We start from the raw sequence: 22,485 nt of genomic DNA on the forward strand, positions 1-22,485 counted from the left end.
AGTATGGAGATTCTAAGGAGAGTTGTAGATCTACTACCTGGATACAACTGTGGAGCCTGTAACTATCCCAAATGTGATATATTTGCAGAGGAACTTTTAAAGGGAAATACCTCATTAGAGAATTGTCCAATCTTACTTCGGGAAGATTTCAGTGGAAATTTGAAAGAGTTGAGAGATATACTGAGGAAATATAAAAATTATAATAATAAAAATAATAATAATATTAAAATAGTTGGTATAATCGATGGATATAGAGGAGATTTTATACTGGATCCCCTACCTGGTGAGCCATCCTGTAGGGAAACCTTACTGATCCCAAAAAGAGTTGAATTAGAGGTTGGAGATCTCATACACTACAGGCCCTTAGGTTGTCCAATACCTCACTTTGCCAAGGTTATTCAGGAAAAAGATGGACTCTATGTAGTTCATATCCAAGGCCCATGCCATAGGATCAGAGGTGATGAGGATCTACTTAAGAGATACAAGAATGTAGGTATTGCAATTGTATTGGCCTTTGAGGGTACCGTTGTTGCAGGTAAGATACCAGAGGTTGGACGTACTGTAAAATTCATACCTAACCACTGTATGATGCAGAAGGTACACTCTGGAGTTGTAGTAGAGGTGGAGGGAAAGAGGGTATATATTGAAGGTATAGACTTAAAGGTGTTTTAGGTGCCTGTAGATCTTAGATATCTCTTTCTCTATCTCCTTTAAAACCACTCTGAGGGGTATATTCAGATCCTCTGCTATTTTCTTTACATCATCGTACTCAGGTTTTATATTTATCAATTTATCCCCTAGATAGGATACCTTAACTCTAACTTTATAAGATCTTCCCTTTATATTGATACTCTGTACCTCTATCCTACGCTCTGCCTTAATCCTATCAACCTCTTTAATTCTAACCCCCAAGGTTCCTGTCTCCTCCATAAGTGTCTCAACCATCCTGTGGAGATTCCCGTAGTCTGTAATTACAGTAATAACATAAGTGGGTCTGTTCTTCTTCCCTATACCATTTACAACGAAAACCTCTTTAGCACCTCTCTTAAACAGTACCTCGTAGAGGTTTCCAATAACTTCACCTGAGATATCATCTACGTTGGTTTCAAGGACTACAATATTTTCTTCCTTATCTTCAATCCTCCCCTCAACTACCCTAAGAACATTTGGTACATTCTCCAACCTCTTAGAACCCCCTCCATATCCCACCTTTAAAGGTATCATCTCTGGATAACTATCCACTATCTTATCTACGATATTTACCAGGATGGCGATACCTGTTGGTGTAGTATGTTCAAAGTTGGTTGTATAGGGAGGGTTTGTGTATTTTATACGGTATTTACAGAGTATCTCCAAGGTACTTGGAGTAGGTACAGGGAGGATACCATGTTCCATTTGGATGTATCCACTACCTAATACAGGAGGTGTGGAGTAAATCTTGCCGTCTAAGTACCCATGTTTCTCAAGTAGTGTGGCACTTCCTAAGATATCGAAGATGGTATCAAGGGAGGAGATCTCGTGAAGGTGGATATTTTTATCTCCATGTACCTTCATCTCTGCAGATATGAGATCCTCGAGGATATTAAAAGATATTTTTCTAACCTTCTCTGAAAGTCCCAACTTATTTACTACCTCCTCCATCGCCCTTTTTAGATCCTGAGGATTTTTAAGTTTATCCTCCACTATCTCTATATGAAGTCTTTTCGCTCTTATTCCATTTATCTTCTCCTCCCTGATATCTATCTTAAATTTTTTACAGTTATCCAACTCCTCTATAGTTTGAGATATTTGATACACTGTCTCTATATCTCCAGTTAAATCTACAAGTGCAGAGAGTAGCATATCACCTGATATACCAGATATCTTAGGATCGAGGAGCAATAACTTCATTTTATCCCAATAGAGGTTATGGAAGATTATCAAAAATACAATTGTTTAATCTCCAATTGTTTTTAAAGGTAAACTTTTTTAAATTAATTTTTATTAATATTTTAAAAATATTTTATTATAAAACCCTAATTCCCACCAAGATTGCGATTAGAAGAATAATAAAAATGATTATCATAATAAAAAATAATAAAAATCTTAATGAGGAATAACAATAAAATAATTCTGAAGGGATAGAGATAAAAAAGTAAAATAATATTGGATACAGGATAGACTAGTAAGATTCCTTTTTAATTTTTTAGTTTTTATGATCTTTAATTTACCTTAGTTCCCATCAGTAGTGATTAAAAGAACAGTGAAAATGATAATCATTATAATAAAAATCATGATTAAAATAATCATTATAAAACTATACAAAAACTATTAAATATTCTAGGATCTTTCTAATCACTTAGGTAAAAAGAGGAAATTCTACTCCGATATCTACTATATTAGAAGATCTTCAGAGGATCATTCTCCTTCAATCTTCTTTTTAAAATGTTATATTTGAGAGATAGAAAGTTCTTATTTTAAATATTTTCTACATTTTTTATATTTATTATTTTTATAATTATTTTTTTAAACTATCTTTTTGATGGGAACTAGGGTTATTATTATAAAAATAAGAAGGAAATAGATTAATATAAAAAGGGTTAATTCTAAAATCTAGGTATGATACTATTTATTTAATGAGGATCTTGGGATCTATCGGCTACAATTTTTCTCTAATTTAAGAAGAGGATTGATCACTATCCTAATAGACTGCTATTTCCTTTCGAATAGTAAATCATAGGAGAATTAAAAAATATGTTAAGAAACAACTGAAAGAATAAGATAGATGAGACAGAGAAGGGATAATAATTGAATTGGATAGGGGGCAAGGATTTTAAATGGGAAGAAGAGTAAATTCCAGAGGTTTATTGGGTTATGGAGGCGGATATTTTCATGTTTATTATTAACGAAGTTATTAAAATATATAGATTATATTAGCACTTGAATCCTCTAAGTAAATACCCACTCCATTTTTCTTTATATCATTTCCTGTAATGATGGTAATAGTTGAAAATAAGAAATTAAAAAATAAGATAAGGTTTTGAAAAATAAAAAACTCTATCTACCTTGGATATAAGTTGTTGGAAGCATAAATAGGTAATATTCTCTCTATTCCTGAACATTGAAGAATAATATAAAATAGAGTAATGACAAAATAGGTAAAAAACTCTTTAAAAAGTTTAACAGAGTCCCAGAATGATTCTTCAGCACCCAATATAGTTTAGGAGACAAAAAACTAGATTTTTTTAAGATTTTTTATTTTTCTTTAATTTTAATTTTTTAATTATTTTTATTATTTTTTTAATTGAGATCTAGATAATTGGTGTAGTCTAAAAGCTTATTTATTACTATATATAAAGCAGAAAAAATAAAAAGTAATCAGTAATAACATTCCATAGAAGCCACTTTGAGGCACCTTAACTCTTTTCCCCTTTCAACTCCTCCAACACCTTATCCAAATCCACCTCTACAGGAGAAGATAGTTTAATCACCTCCTCCTTCTCATCCTTATACCTTGGTATAATATGGAAGTGTAGATGAGGTACCTCCTGTCCAGCGGTAGGTTTGTTGTTATTTAATATATTATAACCATCAAAATTTAGAGGTTTTAGTATCTCTAAAACCTTCTTGATAGTTCTAATTAGAGCTAAGGCGGTATCCTCTGGGAGTTCCTCAAAGGTTTCATAGTGCTCCTTAGGTATAACTAGAGTATGCCCCTTACTCCTTGGATTTATATCTAAGAATGCCATAGTCTTTTCATCCTCGTATATTACCTTTGCAGGTATCTCCTTCTTAACTATCTTACAGAAGATACACATAGTATCACCTCAACTTCTCCCTTCCTGCCCTCTTTACAGCATCCCTTATATCCTCCATAACAGAAGGATTTCCCTCTACAACAGTACCTGTTACAAGGGCATCTGCTCCACTTACTATTTTCCTGTAAGCCACTTCAGGAGTCCTTATACCTCCCCCTACTATGATGTTGATACCACTTAACTCCTTAGAAACCCTGATCATCTCATCACTTACAGGGTACTCTGCACCACTTCCAGCCTCTAAATACGCCCATCTCATCCCAAAGTACCTTGCAGAGAGACAGTACATGGCAGCTATCTCAGGTTTCCTCTGAGGTATCTCATTCACCTCCCCAACAAATCCCACTGCAGTCCTCTTTACAGGTTCAACGCCTAAGTATGCCATAGGTATAGGTTCTAAGGAGTACCTCTTAATAATAGGTGCTCCCAAGGTAGGTGCCAAGGTTGTCCAGTAGGTGTTGTTGGAGTTCATAAGGGACATGAAGAATACAGCGTCTGCATAGGGAGTCAGTCCATCTATATTACCAGGGAAGAGTATAACAGGGACATCCTTAACTACCCTCTTTATCTCCCTTGTAATCTCGTCTAAGTTAGACACCCCAATACTCCCTCCAACGATTACAGCATCTGCGTACTCCCCAACCCTCTCCAACACCTGGGAGATATTCCTATCTTCAGGATCCACAAGTACAAAGTAGAGGGCACCTTCACTTTCCAGAATACTGTAAAGTCTCCTCTCCACCTTCCCAATGGAGATCTCCATCTTATAACACCTTACCTCTCAATTATAGTCTCCTTTATAGCCATTCCAAAGTGCCTGGCACTCTCATCGAATTTTATAAGTACCTTATCCCCCTCCTTCAAATCCACCACAGAGATAGGTTTCCCTCCCTCTCCAACTAACCTTATAGTCTCTGCATTCTGAAGGATAGTCCTCAGTATATCCCCCTTGTACTCTGCCTCCACGAGTACCAAGGGCCTCCTCTCTATCTTCACCCTGCCAACCACAGCCTCCCTTGTCATCCCATCTTTATTGACTATTAAAACCTTATCTCCTGCCTTCAACTCACTTAGGTACTTCGTCTTATTGCCTGGACAGAGGACGTAGGCATGTACAGGGCCAGCATTTACCCTGAAGGGCCTTGTAGCAACGTATGGGTTCTCTACAGTCTCCCCATGGACTAAGAATAGCCCTCTCGAGTAGGAGCCAACTAACATCCCCTCCCCTTCCTCCATAATAGTGCAGGTATCTATACATACCCTATCTCCGCTACCGATAGGTTCTACCTTCTTCACAGTGGCGTAGTCTAACTTTACCCTCTCGGCATTCATCTCCTCTATCATCTTTGAGAAGTCCTTAATCTCGTTAGTGTCTTTGGAACGTAGTAAGGTACCATCTACCCCTTTCTCCAGTATCTCGTATGCAGTCTTCCCCTCCTCTACATCATCTGTAACAGATACTATCTTAACATTACTATCTGCAAGTTTTGCTATAAGGTTCTCTAGAGGAATTATTGTCCAATCTTTCCCCTCTATTATGATGTAATCTACATATGGGTACTTACTTACCTCGGCAGCGTATTCCTCATCCTCCTTCCCCTCTATTGGTATGTATACTCCAGTCTCCTTTCCCAACTCCTTAGCCTTCCTTAATATATCCAAATCTTCTCCCTTACCTATTACAACAATATCTGCATCGAGATCTTTAGATGCAACCTTTATATTTCCCAGTTCTCTAACCTTTTCAATATCCTCCTTAGGAACATAAACTGCAGGAATAGAACTCTCCAAGGCGTCTTTTACTATCTCTTTTCTCTCATTCCAGTTATCTCCACTTACATATATCCATCCAAACTTCATCTTATCCCTCTTGATTATTATGATAATAATTATTACGATAAATTATTATAATATTTATGGTTTTTATAATAATGAACAAAACTTTTTAAAACCCTAGTTCCCACCAAAGTAATAATATAAAAAATAATAATAAAAACCCTAGTTCCTATCAAAAATGATAATATAAAAAATAATAAAAATAATTATAAAAAATAAAAAATAAAGAAAAAAGGTTTTAAAAAAAAAACAGAAGACTTCTATTATCCTATATACAAAAAATTTTAAAAGAAGATGAAGGGAAATGATCCTCTGTACACCTTCTAATATGGTGGATACCAAAATAAGATTTCTTATCTTACCTAAGTGTTCAGAAAGATCCCTAAGGGTATTTAATAATTTTTATAGTTGGTTATTTTCACTGTTCTTTTAATCACTACTTGGTGAGAACCAAGATTATTTACTTTTTTACCTCTATCCCTTTTATTTTATTATTACTCCTAAGATCTTTATTATTCTTATTATAATAACCATTTTTATTGTTCTTTTAATCACTACTTGGTGGGAACTAAGGTTAACTTTAATATATTTTTTTATAATTTATATAATTATTATTATCTTTATTAGGAGATCATTGATTTCATAACAAATTACAATGCCTTCTCTTCATATCCTCCTCAGAAATATTTAATTTCCTCCTCAAAAGATATATTATCCCATCTAACAGTATAAAGGCAAGTTCCTCAAAGAGAGTACCCATTGGAAAGTACTCCCTATTATAATCCCCTATATTCAGATCTATATGGATATCTGAAATATCTCCTATTTCTCCCTTACCTCCAATAGATACTATCTTAACATTCCAGCCCTCTTTCCTTACCTTCTTAACCATATTAACTACTGAGTAAGTCCTCCCACTACGAGATACTACCAGAAGTATATCACCATCTCCTATAGAGGGACAGTTAGGTTCCCCAACGAAGTAGGCGTTAAACCCCAAGTGCATCAACCTCATGGTAAATGCCTGGGCTACGTATCCACTTCTACCAACACCGTAGGTGAATATCTTAGAGTTGGAGGAGGCGATCAAGTCTACCAGTTGTTTTACACTATCCCAATTGATATTCTTCAACCTCTTTAAATGTAGTACAACCTCATCAATATAATCCTCAAGCAAGTTATCACCTAATCCCTGAAGACATCCTCCTCCTTAGACCTTATTAGATCTTTCCCCCTCCCGTCTGTAAAGGGCACTGGAGCGTTTCTTATTATCACCACAGGTATTCCCTCGTTAGACTCTCCCATAAGTATCGAGGCGGCAGATGCTAACTCATCCCCTATGGCAACCTCCGTACTTTTTAAGGGCTTATTAAATAGATCCTTCTCTCCCTTTCTATCCCAGAGTGCACAGACACCACTAACTCCTATGGCTACCCCAATGGAACCTCTCCTAAAGGGCCTCCCCATACTATCACTTATTATAACCCCTATCCTCTTCCCAGTCTTCCTCTCTATCATCTCCCTAAGTAATGAGGCACTTTTATCTGGATCCTCTGGGAGAGGTTTTATTGCATCCTTGAGGTTACTCTCATCCACCCCACTGTTGGCACATACAAACCCATGTTTAGTCTCTGTGATAATGAATCCATCCCCTATCTTCACTATCTCCTTCGCCTGATCCAGTATCACCTGAACAACCTCTGGAGACTTTCCCAACTTTTCTGCCAACTTGTGGGCTAAAGGTGTTGGTTTAACATCCTCCTTTTTTATAATATTTCCCTCAAGTTTCGATATAAGTGTCTCTGCCACCACTACAATATCTTTATCTCTCAATGGATAGGAGGATATGAGATCTGCCAGATATTCTATCCCTAAGTTGTCATCTTCAGATATTACAGGTATTTCAAGGCCTATAAGTTCCATTCTTCTTTTCTCTTTTATATACTTCTCAACCATAAGATCCCAGATATAGACTTATTATTTATGGCCTTAGAGATCATGACAAGATACAATCAATATTGATAACTAAATTAGGAAATTTTCTCTTTCTAGTATCGAAGATAGGAGGAATTCATCTTTATAAAAATAATAAATCTGAATCTCTCTGTTTTTCATATAACTTAAAAACTATTTTGAGAAGGACAATATGAAGAACTTTTATTATTAATATTTTTATTTTTAAATTAATATTTTTACTTTAATCTTTATACTCTTCCTTATAATTTATTATGAATAAAATGTTGGATATATTACTTCTTAAACTTCAATTTAATAAAAAATAATCTTAAATATTTACTAATAAACACTATATAAAAATAAAAGATCCTTAATAGATATTTTCAATAGATTCATACTTTTTTATACCTTATTATAACTCATTTATAAATTAAAACTCTTCTTGAAAATTCTAATTCCCATTTAAAAAATATTAAAAAAATAATTAGAGAAATTGTTTAAAAATGGGAAGAAAATATAAAAGAATAATCCTCTCTTTTACTCCTAGGTATTGGAGGAAAGGAGATTTTCTACCCTCTTTTAGATATCTTTTATATTACGATTTTCACATTATCCCTTAGTATCCAGGAAAAATCTTAATAGATACAATTAATAGCTTCACTTCTTTTTAATAATTTTTAGTTATCCTTTTTGATAGAAATTAAGGTAATTTTCTCAATAACCTTAATACTTCTATAATTAATTTGATAATATAATAATTAAATTAAAATTAAAAAAGTAATAAATAATAAAAAAAGAGAATTTTACGAAATAAAACCTCGTCAAAGAGGAATTCATCCTTTACAAGGTTTAAACTGTTTAAATCTAAGGTTAGAAGTATGGGAGAGGCACCTTATATTTTATGATATATTTTTATTATCTTATGATTAAAAATAACGGTTCTAATACTACCATAGCACAGTTAAATAAATTGCATCCTATAGCTAATAATTCCTTACTAGAAAGAGAAAATTAACTAATTACTTTTATATACTCGTTGAATGCCTCCCTAGAAGTGCCCACTACAACCCTCATATACTCCCCCTTGGTAGTTATTACCTTCTCTAACTTACCTCTGACAACTATCCTCTCTCCCTTAAATGCCTGGCCTGCGTAGGTGTGTGTAAATGATACTACCTCCTTAATACTAGGTGCCAGATGCTTATCCCTGCCTTCCAATATCCTAACATCCTCCACCTTGTAGATGCCAGGGCTGTCAAATATATAGTCATCGTTAACTACGAGGGCCTCTATCTCAACAGGTCCCAGGTTTCTGTAGATAGTATTCCAGTTATCCTCTATCTCATCCCAGTCCCTAGTTGCAAGTATATCAAAGGTAGTATTTTCAATTAACCCCCTGTTGTACTTTCTAATCTCATGTCTTAGGAACTCCTGGTAGGAAATAGTATTGTCTTTTATTCTCTTGTTGTACACCTTTTTCCAATGTTCCTCTGAGAGAGGTTTTATTATCTCTCTGTATTTACTGTACTTTTCATCTTCAAAGATAGATCTCAATATCTCTCTTGCAGTTCTATGGTTCTTCATACCGTATATTACAAAGTCTATATCTGAATTTTCACTGTTTAACCTTAAAAGGGTGGAACCAGACACCCCCATATATTTATAGTCTAACCCACACTGGTGGAATATATTGGCAAGGGTTTTACACTTCTCCTCAAAGGGATTTTGACAGTTGTTGAGTATCTCCTCCAACCTCTCCTGGGGCCTCAGTATCTTTATTATTTTATCTTTACTAACTGCATGTAGTAGAACATCCCTTCTATCATCGTAGTATAGATACTCTGGATACATATCCCTTAGTATGTCATAGGTTTTTCTGGTATCTGATATTTTGATATACCTTTTTCCATCTAACTCTCTTATATCTCCTCTATTTAAATTATACCTGTCTATAACATCTTTACCTGCCACATCTAGATTTAAATATCTTAGAAATGCAAAAACCCTGTCCCTTGGATGTTCATAGGTATTCACTGCAAAGAACCCAATTTCAGTCTCTACAAAATCTCGTAATCTAACCTTTACCATATTTTCACAGTATGTTATTCTGTTATCCAGTTGCTAGGAATATTTAGAAGTTTTTAAATTAATCAATTTTTATTTTTAATTTTTTAATTTAATTATTAAAATTTTTATTAAAAAGATTAAAAAATTAACTTTTGTTATTTATACACTCTAAAATAGCCCTCTTAATATCCTCTACAGTGTCGAGGACTGTAATACCTTCCATTTCCCTTAACTTATCAACGTTCTCTACATCTTCCTTCCTTATACGTAATTTCAAGGTCTTTCCTCCAGGTAGAATGGTCTCTAATTCTCCAACTTTGTTATCTGGAGGATATATATAAACAGGTACTCCGGCTTTGATTGCCTGAGATACTGAGTTTGTAATAAGTGTATCTGCTATACAGTGGGCGATCTTTGCTACAGTATTTGCAGTTGTTGGTGCTACTACAAATATATCGTACTTTCCAGTTTGTAGTTTTCCTGCTAAGAATGGGGCGTTGGCGTTTACCTCTACCCCTATATCCTGAAATTCTGCTATCAACTTATCCCATAGTTTATACCACTTTAATACAGTTTTAGCACTTTGAGAGGCGTAAACATCTATATCTACCTTGAACTCATTTTTTAAGAATATCATAGTGTCTACTACCTTCTCTATTTTGTCTCCACAACCTGTTATACCCCAGGCGACCCTTATCATAATATCACCTATTTTGTATTCATTTTCCAATCTATTCCTAGTAATCTACTGTATTCATCAAGTACTCTCTTTATATACTCCTTCAGTTTACCTTCTCCCTCCACTTCAAAGTAGGAGGCCCAAGTTTCATTTCCAAACTCTTCAGCCCCACCTACGATTAGATCCTTAACCCTCTGACTCTCAATATATGGAGGATAACCTCCTAACAGTTTATCGTAGATCCATATATCTTTTATTAATTTGTAAGTAATACTTTTTATATCCTCCCCTGTAGTTTCCTTTACTAAGGTGTCCAGGAGTGGAGCACACCATCCCCTGTGGAATCTACATAGTCCTATATTATCTAAGGTGATCTCCTCTATAATTCTTTCTACACTTAATCTAGCCAGTTCCTCAGGTTCTGGGAATACACCAGCCTTATAGTAGGTAAGATATCTCCCCTGTATAAGGTAAGGGATGAAGTTTCCAATTGCCCAGTACATGGTCGGAGATATTCCTCCCTCATCTCCAAAGGGCACATATACCCCGTAGTCGTTGAACCTCTTAAAGGCATTACTATTCTCTAGTCTTCCCTTAAACCTCTCGTTAAGTATCTTGGAGGCCTTTCTTATCCCTAGTCCCAGTATCCTTCCCATCTCATTTTTACCGAAAGCCACGATCTCTGCAAGTTTAACTGCCAACTCTCCATTGTACTGGGAGTTCTTCAGTATATCCTCTTCATCTTTATACTGGGATATGTCAAATACAGGTTTGTCTATACCTACCTTTTCAGGTTTCAGTAATCCCACATGGAGAAGTTCAAAAACCCAGGCTATTAAATTTCCACACTCTATAGCGTCAAAGCCTAATGAGTCTATAGTATGAACTACCTTATCAGTGGCATATATATCGAAGATTCCTAGAAGAGGCCCACCGGCCTCATAGGGTTCGTAATCCACCTTTAAACCTTTTCTGTACTTCTTACATTGGACAGGGCAGGGCTCTCCACAGGTTGTCCAATTTCTAGGCTCAATCGCCTCTCTGTTGAACCTTTCTACTAGATATTTTAATATCTTTTTGTGAAACTCCATTCTTATATGTTTTGGTATATAGGGCATCCTCCAGTTAAAGATGGGAGTGGTATCTAATAGATATAAATAGTTATTTCCAAAGGTTCCTCCAGTACCTGTCTCCTCGTTGTACCTGTACTTCTTAGTATGTTCTAGAATAACCTCCATATAGGGTTTGTTGTAGTACTCCTCCACCATATTTTTAAGTTTTTTCGCCAATTCCTTCTCCTTCTTTAACTCCTCCTTAATACTATCCTTATCTCCGTAATATACAATACCTAGGATGTTATGGGCTCTGAAGAGGACAGAACCAACTCCTCCCCTTCCAGCCCAATCCTCTGAACCTTCAAGGAGTTTCCCATTTTTTACAGTCTGGGAAAATATAGCTCCCATATTGGTGTTTATCCCTGCAGGTCCAACTATGAGAGCCCTGTAGTTCTTCTCGCCGAATTTTTCTAATATGTAGTCGTTTAAGTGGTAAATATTGGTATATTCCTCCAAGTAGGACTCCATATCTATAAAATCTATCTTTATATCCTCTCCGTCCCTCTCTATGATAAGGAGACTAGGTTTATCACACTTACCAATAATAGCAACGTTCCTCAACCCTGTGAATTTAAGTGTATACCCTGCTCCACCCATTGCTGAAAAGAAGAAACCATCCCAGAGAGGAGATCTGAAGGTAAATATTAACCTATTTCCACCTATTACGGGCAAAACGCCCCTTCCAAAGGTTAGTATGTTTTTTTCATGGTATGGAGGATATTTCCAGGTTTCATATTTATGATGAATGTAGGCTCCCCAACTTAGTGGAAAGAAGTTTCCTTTTACAGTTTCATACATCTTATTTTTAACATCTATTATTATATTCATAGTTTCATCTCAAGATGTTTTGTAGTTTTATTAACTATTATCGTTTATCTTATTAAAACCTTAGTTTTTATTAAGAAATTTTGATAACTATAGTAATTTAAATAATTACATAAATAAAAATTAAAAAATCTTAAAATGTTTTCTGATCATTGGGATTAAAATAGATGATATTATCAAATACTCAGAAAAGTCCTTTTCCTCCAAATCAGGAATAGAAGAGAGATCTCTAGATATGTTTATACTTTTTATTTTTTAATAACTTCTCTAGTTTTTTACCACTAGTTTTTATAATAATTATTTTGATCATAGACATAACTTTTCAATTTATAATAAAAAATTAATAATAATTGAAATAATTGGAGTAAAAATAGCAACATAAAAAGAGACAGAATTATATTATATAAAAAAATTTAAACTTTTTAACAGTAATCAGTCTTTTTCTCTCTTTTTATTACTTTTAACATGTCTGTTGATATTGTAACATAGATAATCCAAAGGATGTATTACAACAGGCTTCCCATTTTTCCTCATCCTACAGATCTCATCTGGATTGCAGTAATAACTAAGTCCTTTACCTCCATCCTCTCTCCAATTCTTACAGTACTCACAGTGGGTAAGATGATCTGCAACTCTGTAGCCTATGTTGTGGCTTATGTAGTACCTGGTTTTTTCAGGGTTGAAATCCTCGACGTTGCCGAATATCCTTAACATCTCCTCTAAGAAGTTCTCTATAGCCTCTTCACTCTTTGCAATATCTAAGGCACTGACATTTACTAACTCTCCATCTCTGTTGAGGGGCCTAAGATTTGGATCGAACTTTGCACAGAACCAGTAGACTACAAAACTCCTCCTTGCATAGTGGGATGGGGAACCTCCACTGAGAATATCCTCCAGTATCTTTCTTATGCAGGGAGGGTGCCACTCTAAGGGTATCTCGCCCTTAAATTTTACAGATCTTATACCTCCCCCTATATCCTTGAATTTAACCATTCCTTCCATGAATCTTACTATCTCCCTGACACTCTCGTTTTCCAGGAGATTCACATCTTTGTTTGCTCTTATCTTTTCTATCATCTCCCTTAGTTTTATCCTCATTTTTTCTATGTAGTATGTTTCCCTTATAGGATCTATATTAACTAATCCATTTTTTACATCTAACCTTTCAAGTTTTAGATCGTTGTTCCTGGAGTGGGCACTTACCTTTATAAACTCCCAAACAGATACTTTATTAAGTTTATTATTGTCTTTTAGAACCTCTTTTAAATATTTCTTTTTATACCTTTCAATATAGTTTTTAATGTATAAGTTATAGTACCGTGTATTAGCTACTATTATGAGGGTTAAATATTCAATCAGTGAATTTTTCTTCTCCTTTTCCTCTTCTCTATTTTTGAAAAGACCTCTCAGTAATTCTTGATATGATTCATCTCCCTGAAAGATATACTTTAAGAAGTACTTTATCAGTTTTATATTACTTCTATTCTCAATCTCCTGAAAAAAATCGTAATTTTTTATTTTGTCTAAATCATCCCAAAACATGTGTACCACTATATTAATAAGGTATTAATTGTTATAATCTGGTAGAAAGATTTTAAATGATAATAAGTTATGAGGAAGTGATTTTAATAACTAGGTCTTAAAAAAATTATTAAAAACTCTAAAATAAAAAATATAAAAATTAAAATTATTAATTTTATAAATATTAATTAGGATTTTATCTTTTCTTCATTTTTTAGCAACTTTTTTATTATTCTTTATTTTATATTATTATTAAAATAGTTATTATAATTAACTATAATTAAAAAATGTTCTTTTCCAACACAGCTTTAAATTCTAAGTTAAATATACTTAATCTACCTCCATTTTATAAGTTGTAATGAATTATAATATCTCTCAGAGGGATAAATATGATAATAAAGGGAAGAGTTCACCTATTTGGAGATGACATAGATACCGATAGGATTATTCCGGGGCCCTATCTTAAAACTACAGATCCCTATGAACTTGCCTCCTACTGTATGTACGGTATTGATAAGGATTTTCCAAAGAGGGTGAAGGAGGGGGATATAATAGTTGCTGGGGAGAACTTTGGGTGTGGAAGTAGTAGGGAGCAGGCTCCTATCTCTATAAAGTACTGTGGTATTAAGGCTGTAGTTGCAGAGAGTTTTGCAAGAATATTCTACAGGAATTCTATAAATATTGGGCTTATCCCTGTTGTATGTGGGGAGATAAGGGGGGTTGTTAAGGACGGGGATATTTTAGAGATAGATTTAGATAGGAAGGTTATAAGGATAGGTAATAAAGAGTTGCCCTGTGAGGTTCCTGAAGGTATAGCCTGGGAGATCTTAAAATCTGGGGGACTGGTAAATTATGCAAAGTTGAAGAGAGGTGATTAGATGGGAGGTAGGTTGGCTATAGTGGATTACGACAGGTGTCAACCTAAGAAGTGTTCCTTGGAGTGTATGAAGTACTGTCCTGGGGTTAGGATGGGGGAGGAGACTGTAGTTATAGATGAGAGTACTGGAAAACCTGTTATCTCCGAGGAACTCTGTAGTGGTTGTGGGATATGTGTAAAGAGGTGTCCCTTTGGTGCTATTGCAATTATAGGACTTCCAGAGGAACTTACAGAGGATAAGATTGTCCATTCCTACGGTAAAAACAGATTTAGACTCTACGGTTTAGTGGTGCCAAGGGATGGGGTTGTTGGTATCCTTGGACCAAATGGAGTAGGTAAATCTACGATACTCTCTATACTAAGTGGGAACCTTATACCTAACCTAGGTAACTTAGAGGAGGAGCCCTCCTATGATAAGGTGATAAAGTACTTCTCTGGTACTGAACTTCAGAGGTACTTTAAGGATCTCAAGGAGGGCAGGATAAAACCTGTCTATAAACCTCAATATGTGGATATGCTACCGAAGGTTGTAAAGGGTACTGTGGGGGAACTGTTGAGGAGGGTTGACGAGAGGGGGATGTTCGATGAGGTGGTTGAGGTTTTGGAGTTGAAGAATGTTTTAAATAGATCCTTGGATAAACTAAGTGGTGGGGAACTTCAGAGGGTTGCAATTGCTGGGGCCTGTCTAAGGGACGGTACTATATACTACTTCGATGAACCTACATCCTGGCTGGATATAAGGCAGAGGTTCAACTGTGCAAAACTTATAAGAAGGTTGTCTGAGGGGAAGAAAGTAGTTGTAGTTGAGCATGATCTTATAGTTTTGGATTATTTGTCTGATCTAGTGTATATAGTGTATGGGGTTCCATCTGCCTACGGGGTAGTTTCTCATCCTAAGAGTACAAGGGTAGGTATAAATGCTTATTTAGAGGGTTATCTAAAGGAGGAGAACATAAGGTTTAGAAAGGAACCTGTGGTATTTGAGAGGAGGCCACCTATTGATTACAGGGAGAGGCCACTACTTTTGGAGTACAGTGATATAGTGAAAAACTTGGGAGATTTTAATTTGAGGGTTGAAGGGGGTTGTATATACAAGGGAGAGGTTATAGGGATCTTAGGTCCAAACGGTATAGGTAAAACTACCTTTGTGAAGATACTTGCAGGGGAGATGGAATGTGATGAGGGGCAGGTGTCCATGGGAGATCTAAGGATCTCCTATAAACCACAGTATATATCTATAGAGTACGATGGGACTGTTGAGGAGTTTTTAAGGGGTATTGGAAATATAGATTCTTCATTTTATAAGTCTGAGATTATAAAGCCCCTAGGTATAGATAGGATTATGGATCTCTATATTGAAGATCTCTCTGGTGGGGAACTTCAGAGGGTTGCAATAGCCTCTGCCCTTATGAGAGATGCAGATATATATCTGATCGATGAGCCCTCTGCCTTCTTAGATGTGGAGCAGAGGTTGGCAGTGTCTAAGATTATAAGGAGGATAGGAGAGGAGAAGGAAGCAGGGGTTTTCGTTGTGGATCACGATATACTCTTCCAGGACTACATATCAGATAGATTTATGGTGTTTAGTGGGGAGCCTGGAGTGTATGGTAGAGGTAGTGCTCCACTGGATAAGAGGACTGGGGCGAATATGTTCCTTAAGGAGATGGGGATTACATTTAGAAGGGATCCTGACACTGGAAGGCCAAGGGTGAATAAGGAGGGTAGTCAGATGGACAGGTATCAGAAGGAGATAGGGGAGTATTACTATATTAATTAAATTTAAATATTAAGGTATATGGAAATATTTTATTATGGGACTAAAAAAGTTGCAAATATTTACAACTGAATATTTTCCTAAAATGTTTATTATGATGAGTTATTTTTTGAAATTAAGTTATTATATTTTTTATTTTTTAATGAAATCGTTTTTACAACTATTTCGACTGGTAAAGTATATATATAAGAAATGCTACAGTAATTACCGTCAAAGGACATAACTACAAAATAAAAATAAAATAAATAAAATAAATAAATTATAATTATAATATATTAGGTGATAAGGTATGGCAATGAGTTTGAAAAAGATAACTGCTATAGCAGTAGGAGGTGCAATGGTAGCAAGCACCTTGGCAAGTGGAGTGGCTGCAAGTGTAGTAACTATAGGAGATGTTGAAGGATTCATGAAGAACGTAGTCAAGGATGGTCAACCAAATGTAGAAATAGTTGTAGGTTCCAAGGCTGCTGCAATGGACGTAGTATCTGCAGCAGATATAGCTGCTAAGATAGGATCAATGTGCTACAAGGATGCAACTATTGAGGATGGATCAGTATGTTTAAAATTTACAGTAAGTGCAGATACTGAGACGTCAGATAAATTAACTCCTAATCCAAATTTTGGTCAAGACGAATATATGCTGATACTCACAACACCTAAAAGAAGTTATACGGAGAGTCTAAGAAATAATAATAATATAGATACTCTTAAAAATCTAGTAGGAGATAAAGGGGATTTAATAGACAATAAAATAGCAAGACTAAGTACCTTAATAACTGATAGTGACGCAGATCCAGACGATATTGGTAAAAATGATGATATAAAGAAAGCAGATACAATAGAGTTTCTATTGGCAGCAGTTAAAAATGATTCAAGTACTGGGTTTACTATAGAAAAGAATGGTTTGGCATACGGTACATTGATGTTTAAAGATGGTAAAAAAGATACACAAAACTTGCAGGCACTATGTATTGGTATGGAAATGCCTTTCTTAGGTGAGATTTACAGAATAGTAGATATTGATGAAGATGTAATTTATTTAGGTAAGGAAGCATACTCAGGAAATGTGAAAGAAGGAAGTACTATAGATGTAGGTAATGGATATCAAGTAAAAGTTGAAAGTGTATTGCAACCAGTTGTTGGGGGGACTGATTCTGAAGTGACTATTAAGGTCATAAAGGATGGTGAAGTAGTAACTTCTAAAAGCCAAAAAGTTCCATTTGAATTTGTATACAAGGATATAGGTGTAATAGTATACGATACATATAAAGATATATCAGAAACTTATGGATATGCATCCCTAATTATTACAAAGGATGTTAAAGAATATGAATTAGGAGAGGAATTTGTAAAAGATTGGAAATTGTATGCAATAACTACTGACAATAATGATAACCTTTTAGCTATAGATAACGAAGACTTTGATGAAATAGAGGATACAAATATATGTAAAACAAAGTACTTAAAAATTGGAAATGATGAACTTTACGGTCTTGCATTAATATATGAAGGAGATAAGTATGAAAAGTTAGGTAAAGGGGATTCTGTAGATTTTGTAAATGACTATGCCACATTAGAATTCACTGATGATGATGAGCCCAACAATCTATACGCAAAATATAAGATGGAAGTATCCAAGGAGGTACCATTGACTATAGGAGAAAAAGTAGAAGTATTAAACGCAAAACTAAAACTAAAAGACATCAAAGCAACAGCCCAGCAAGTAGTACCAATAAAAACACCAATAGCAAAATTAGACACTGAGGCGTCCTTAGACACTGACAAGTACCTGATACTCGTAGGAGGTCCAGTTGCAAACAAACTAAGTGAAGAACTACAGAACGAAGGTAAGATAAACATTGACAACGACAGTCCAGCAACACTACAGGTAGTAGATGACAAGATACTAGTAGTAGCAGGAGGAGACAGAGAGAGAACAAGAGAGGCTGCACTGTATCTCATAGAGAACTACTAAATCCCCCTTAAAAATATTTTTTAATTTTTTTAGTGTAATTTTTTATTGTTTTTACTGTTGATTTCTTCTCTTTGAATTCTCTTGTTGTATTCCATAAGTATACCCATCACATTCCAAACCATCTCAAAATCTAAATTGTACTTCTTACACAGTTCATATATCCTTTTCTTAATCTCCATCTCTCTCTTTTCATCGTTTATAGGACAGTTCAACTTCATCTTCAAATGAGCAATTTCCTTTGCGTACTCTGTCCTCTTGGATATCAGATAAACAAGTTTCTCATCTATCTCATCTATCTCCTTCCTAATACTTCTAAGTCTCTCCATAGGATTCTCCATTTTTCCCCCTTTATATTTTTCTTAGGATGATGATGAGAAGAGGGTTATCTGAGATATGATGATACTTACCCGATCTGAATCCTAAAAATTTTAAATAACTAATTTTTTAGATAAAAAGATAAATATACTTCTATTTTCTGGTCTACCCAAGTACTGTAGGAGTAGGGCGTGGTTCTACTAATTCCTCCTTTTTAAAGATAGGATTGAACTCTAAAGAAGGAATAGGGAATTTTTTATTCTCTTTCTATTTTATACTAATTTTTATTTTAATTTTATTTATTATTATTTTAATTTTTATTATATAGTTTAAAGCCGCTATTATGTGTTTAACTCTCTTTTTATTGGATAAAAAATTAATCCCTTCAACCCTCCTCTGCAATACCTTTGTATATTGCCAGTACAAACCTAGACACTGCCTTATCTAACTCCTCCAGTGAATTGCCCTCTATTATGTATGTTCTATTATTTACCTTCTCTATTGTTGCACTTCTGTTTCCTTTAATTACCTTCAATATCAAGGTAATATTACTACTCTTAACTTTCTCCCTCTCACTCTCGTTTTTAAATATGCTATCGTCTACAATAACATGTCCATACAGCGGTCTTAAAAAACCCAACTTTAGAGATAGATCTATTAAAGACAGTTTTCCCTCCTCGAGAGATAGGGATCTGTTATACTCGAGATATATTATTCTATGACTCAAATAATTCTCCACAATATCGCTGTCGTTGGTATTTATCAACTCTGTAGAGAGTGCCTCTCTTACAGTTGTTCTTAAAACAAGTTGGATTGGCTGTCCACCTATGGTTAAATTTACTTCGTTAGTATCTTCAAAGGATCTCTTGTTCTCTACAACTCCAGAATGATCCCAGGTACTCTCAATACACATGGATAAACTTACCATCATTCCAAATACAAGAAATAAAATTAATAACTTTCTCATTTAGAACCCTCTTTTTTATTTTTTATTACCTCCTCTACAATACTCCTAAACACCCTATCGTCTATTTCAGTACCTTCCTCCCTTGTCTCCTTTATCCTCTTAACGATCTCCAAAAGATCATCATCTGATACCTCAATACCCATCTCTTTTAATTTGGCACGTACTCCCCTACCTCCAGAGTGCTTTCCAAAGACAATCTCCCTCCTATGGCCTATTTTCTCAGGGAGGAAGGGCTCATAGGTAAATGGATTTGCAAGTACCCCATCTACATGGATGCCACTTTCATGGTAAAATACCCTATCCCCTACTATAGGTTTATTAACTGGTACAGGTATCTTGGAGTACCTCTCAACAAGTTCTGAAAGTTCCTTCAAGACAGAGATATTCAACCCTAGATCAACATCGTAGAGCACCATCAGTGCCATAATAACCTCTTCTAAGGGAGCATTTCCAGCCCTCTCCCCAATACCATTTACTGTAGTGGAGATAGCCTTTGCCCCTCCCATAACCCCATATATAGAGTTTATCACAGCAAAACCAAAGTCGTTATGACAATGTACCCCAATATGTGCCCTCTTCAGATGTCTCCTCAACTCTGAACATATATAGTATATAGATTGAGGCGTGCCTACTCCTGTGGTATCTGCAATATGAACCCTATCTGCACCGTGCTCCTCTGCATTCTTGTGGATCCTCAAAAGATCCTCGAGAGGTGTTCTCGTAGCATCCTCTGCAGAGAATGCCACAAAGAGGCCGTGATCCTTGGCGTATTCTATTGCATCCATTCCCATCTTTTCCACTTCCTCCAACGTCCTACGAAGTTTGTACTTCAGATGTAGGGGAGATGTGGCAATAAAGATTATAACACCATCTACATCACAGTAGAGTGCCTTATCTATATCCTCCTTTAGAGCCCTTGAAAGGGCCAGTATATCAGCGTTCAGTCCCTCATTTGCTATCTCCTTTATAGTCTCCCTCTCCCTATCAGATACAGCAGGAAAACCAGCCTCTATCTGTTTAATTCCTAATTCATCCAACTTCCTTGCAATATCTAACTTCTGCTCTTTACTGAAACAGACACCTGGCGTCTGTTCTCCATCCCTTAATGTAGTATCGTAGATGTATAGTTCTTCAACATCTATGTTTAACTTGGGATTGTAGGGACATCCTTCTTTCCACTTCATAACCTTTCACCAAGATAGAAGTTATTAGAGATCGGAACTACCAGTTCATATTAGATTAAGATAAAGTATAAGGGAATATAGGAAATGTGTAAAAACCTTATTTAGTATTTAATAACAAACCAATAAAATATATAATTCATCACTAAATATTAAACTTCTTCATAATATTAAAATATACTAAAACCCTAGTTCCCATCAAGATTGTAATTAAAAAATAATAATTATTATGATAAAAATAATAAAAATCTTAAGAGGGAATAATAATAAAATAAACCTTAATTCCCATCAAAGTAAGATTTAGATAATAAAAAAAATAATAAAATTAATAATAGCAAACTGTTAAGAAGGATCTGCTCCACTTCCATAGTATCTTAGGGCAATCTTAGGAGATTATCTCTTATTTTGATTTTAATATCTTCTTTTTATACTTTCTATTTTTATAATTATTATTCTTATCAGAATTTTTTTGATGGGAATTAGGGTTATACTAAAATATATTGAGGATTTTAAAAAATAGTTTTCTCAATTCTATTGGTAAATATCCAGAATCTCAATAAAAATAAGAAAATAACTATAAAAATATATATCCAAAAACATAAAAAATAAAAAACATTGCTTACCTTCGCCCTCTTTTTTATTTTTATTTAATTTTTAAATCATTTATCCTTTACTATTTTTGATTATATGTTTAAAAACTAGGTTTTTAACTATAAAAATACAACAACAAAAACAGAAAATATAATTATTTTACTTCAAATAAAGTTCCAAAGGTAAAAATTCATCCTTTTCTAGGTCGTAGTACTCTATTTCTCCTGTATCTATCCTGAAGTACCACCCATGTATTGAAAGTTCTCCATTTTCCACTCTCCTTTTTACTCCTGGATACGTCATGAGATTCTCGATCTGGAATTTTATGGAGATTTTCTCTGTAAGTTCTGCAAGTTTCTCTTTGTCCACCGTCTTGTTTTCTATCTTTTCTAAAACATACTTTTTAACTGGCTCTGCAACCTTTAACCACTTCTTTATGGCCATCATCTCTGGGTCATCTGGAATATCTTGGTAGAGAGATGTACAGGCTCCACACTGTGAGTGGCCACAGATTATAATATGCTCCACTTTCAACACTGAAACTGCATACTCTATTGCCGATGCAACACCACTGTACTCTAAAGCATGTTCATGTGGTGGTACAAAATTCCCTATAACTCTCAAGACAAAGAGATCCCCAGGATCACTTTGTGTTATTATATTTGGAGCAACCCTTGAATCACTACAGGTTATAAAGAATACTTTTGGTTTCTGGCCCTCTTCAGCCAATTTACGGAATAATTCCTTATTTTTTTCATAGTAATTCTTTTTATACTCCATGTAGTTTTTTATCAATGTATTTAAATCTTTACCTTCCATACTTACAACACCTGATTCTGTGGTTTCTGTTTTCTGTCCTTCTTCTGAATATTTTAACTTCATTTCAATTTTTTATAAACTTAATGATCCTAATAATTATTTTACTATAAAATAATTATTTTTATTTATTATTTTTAATAAGAACTAAATCTATAAAAAATTAAATATTATCAGAGGATTTGTCATAGCC

At 34.8% G+C, this 22,485-nt stretch carries 19 protein-coding genes; 4 read left to right on the forward strand and 15 right to left on the reverse strand.

The genetic code is table 11. The features are described from left to right. Positions 1–3: 3 nt before the first annotated feature. Positions 4–672, forward strand: a complete 669-nt coding sequence (locus tag CFE53_RS04700; RefSeq protein WP_148120712.1) for a (Fe-S)-binding protein — start codon at positions 4–6, stop codon at positions 670–672. On the opposite strand, the gene larC is transcribed toward CFE53_RS04700, so the two are convergent. The 11 genes from larC to CFE53_RS04755 form a co-directional block, all read right to left on the reverse strand. Further along, positions 658–1,890 (reverse strand): nickel pincer cofactor biosynthesis protein LarC, encoded by a 1,233-nt coding sequence (gene larC / locus CFE53_RS04705; protein ID WP_148120713.1) that lies wholly within the window; start codon positions 1,888–1,890, stop codon positions 658–660. The genes CFE53_RS04700 and larC overlap by 15 nt on opposite strands. A gap of 1,003 nt (positions 1,891–2,893) precedes the next feature. Next, positions 2,894–3,040 carry a hypothetical protein gene (locus CFE53_RS06950; RefSeq protein WP_148121163.1) on the reverse strand — a complete coding sequence of 49 codons (147 nt, stop codon included), beginning with the start codon at positions 3,038–3,040 and terminating at the stop codon, positions 2,894–2,896. A gap of 355 nt (positions 3,041–3,395) precedes the next feature. Continuing rightward, positions 3,396–3,797, reverse strand: a complete 402-nt coding sequence (locus tag CFE53_RS04715; protein ID WP_148120714.1) for an HIT family protein — start codon at positions 3,795–3,797, stop codon at positions 3,396–3,398. Between the two features lie 4 nt (positions 3,798–3,801). After that, entirely contained in the window at positions 3,802–4,560 is a 759-nt protein-coding gene (locus CFE53_RS04720) for a geranylgeranylglyceryl/heptaprenylglyceryl phosphate synthase (RefSeq protein WP_148120715.1), read from the reverse strand. A gap of 11 nt (positions 4,561–4,571) precedes the next feature. Beyond that, positions 4,572–5,657, reverse strand: a complete 1,086-nt coding sequence (locus CFE53_RS04725; RefSeq protein ID WP_148120716.1) for a 3-dehydroquinate synthase II — start codon at positions 5,655–5,657, stop codon at positions 4,572–4,574. A 616-nt stretch (positions 5,658–6,273) separates the two neighbouring features. Further along, positions 6,274–6,810: an SIS domain-containing protein gene (locus CFE53_RS04730; protein ID WP_148120717.1), complete on the reverse strand. Its 537-nt coding sequence runs from the start codon at positions 6,808–6,810 to the stop codon at positions 6,274–6,276. Between the two features lie 8 nt (positions 6,811–6,818). Further along, positions 6,819–7,589 (reverse strand): coenzyme F420-0:L-glutamate ligase, encoded by a 771-nt coding sequence (locus CFE53_RS04735; protein ID WP_148120718.1) that lies wholly within the window; start codon positions 7,587–7,589, stop codon positions 6,819–6,821. A 1,011-nt stretch (positions 7,590–8,600) separates the two neighbouring features. Next, entirely contained in the window at positions 8,601–9,677 is a 1,077-nt protein-coding gene (locus tag CFE53_RS04740; protein ID WP_148120719.1) for a hypothetical protein, read from the reverse strand. Between the two features lie 124 nt (positions 9,678–9,801). Next, complete coding sequence (gene afpA, locus CFE53_RS04745) at positions 9,802–10,356, reverse strand: archaeoflavoprotein AfpA (RefSeq protein WP_148120720.1); 555 nt, start codon at positions 10,354–10,356, stop codon at positions 9,802–9,804. Between the two features lie 8 nt (positions 10,357–10,364). Further along, a complete protein-coding gene (locus tag CFE53_RS04750; RefSeq protein WP_148120721.1) occupies positions 10,365–12,278 on the reverse strand; it encodes an aldehyde ferredoxin oxidoreductase N-terminal domain-containing protein in 1,914 nt (637 codons plus the stop codon). 429 nt (positions 12,279–12,707) lie between these two features. Further along, a complete protein-coding gene (locus CFE53_RS04755) occupies positions 12,708–13,817 on the reverse strand; it encodes a hypothetical protein (RefSeq protein WP_148120722.1) in 1,110 nt (369 codons plus the stop codon). Positions 13,818–14,185: 368 nt separating this feature from the next. Between CFE53_RS04755 and hacB the strand changes: the two genes are divergently transcribed. The 3 genes from hacB to CFE53_RS04770 all read left to right on the forward strand — a co-directional run bounded on the left by hacB (position 14,186) and on the right by CFE53_RS04770 (position 18,422). Further along, complete coding sequence (hacB, locus tag CFE53_RS04760; RefSeq protein ID WP_148120723.1) at positions 14,186–14,674, forward strand: homoaconitase small subunit; 489 nt, start codon at positions 14,186–14,188, stop codon at positions 14,672–14,674. Beyond that, positions 14,675–16,450 carry a ribosome biogenesis/translation initiation ATPase RLI gene (locus CFE53_RS04765; protein ID WP_148120724.1) on the forward strand — a complete coding sequence of 592 codons (1,776 nt, stop codon included), beginning with the start codon at positions 14,675–14,677 and terminating at the stop codon, positions 16,448–16,450. It begins immediately after the preceding gene. Positions 16,451–16,736: 286 nt separating this feature from the next. Then, complete coding sequence (locus CFE53_RS04770) at positions 16,737–18,422, forward strand: S-layer protein (RefSeq protein ID WP_148120725.1); 1,686 nt, start codon at positions 16,737–16,739, stop codon at positions 18,420–18,422. A gap of 29 nt (positions 18,423–18,451) precedes the next feature. On the opposite strand, the gene CFE53_RS04775 is transcribed toward CFE53_RS04770, so the two are convergent. From CFE53_RS04775 to CFE53_RS04790, 4 genes are all read right to left on the reverse strand, one after another. Then, entirely contained in the window at positions 18,452–18,760 is a 309-nt protein-coding gene (locus CFE53_RS04775) for a chorismate mutase (RefSeq protein ID WP_148120726.1), read from the reverse strand. A gap of 362 nt (positions 18,761–19,122) precedes the next feature. Continuing rightward, a complete protein-coding gene (locus CFE53_RS04780) occupies positions 19,123–19,704 on the reverse strand; it encodes a hypothetical protein (RefSeq protein WP_148120727.1) in 582 nt (193 codons plus the stop codon). After that, positions 19,701–20,888: a homocitrate synthase family protein gene (locus tag CFE53_RS04785; protein WP_148120728.1), complete on the reverse strand. Its 1,188-nt coding sequence runs from the start codon at positions 20,886–20,888 to the stop codon at positions 19,701–19,703. Before CFE53_RS04785 ends, CFE53_RS04780 begins: the two co-directional genes overlap by 4 nt. 747 nt (positions 20,889–21,635) lie before the next feature. After that, entirely contained in the window at positions 21,636–22,295 is a 660-nt protein-coding gene (locus tag CFE53_RS04790; protein WP_148120729.1) for a carbonic anhydrase, read from the reverse strand. Between the last annotated feature and the right edge of the window lie 190 nt (positions 22,296–22,485).

It is taken from the genome of Methanofervidicoccus sp. A16 (assembly GCF_003351865.1).
Taxonomy (GTDB): domain Archaea; phylum AGJL01; class Methanococci; order Methanococcales; family Methanococcaceae; genus Methanofervidicoccus.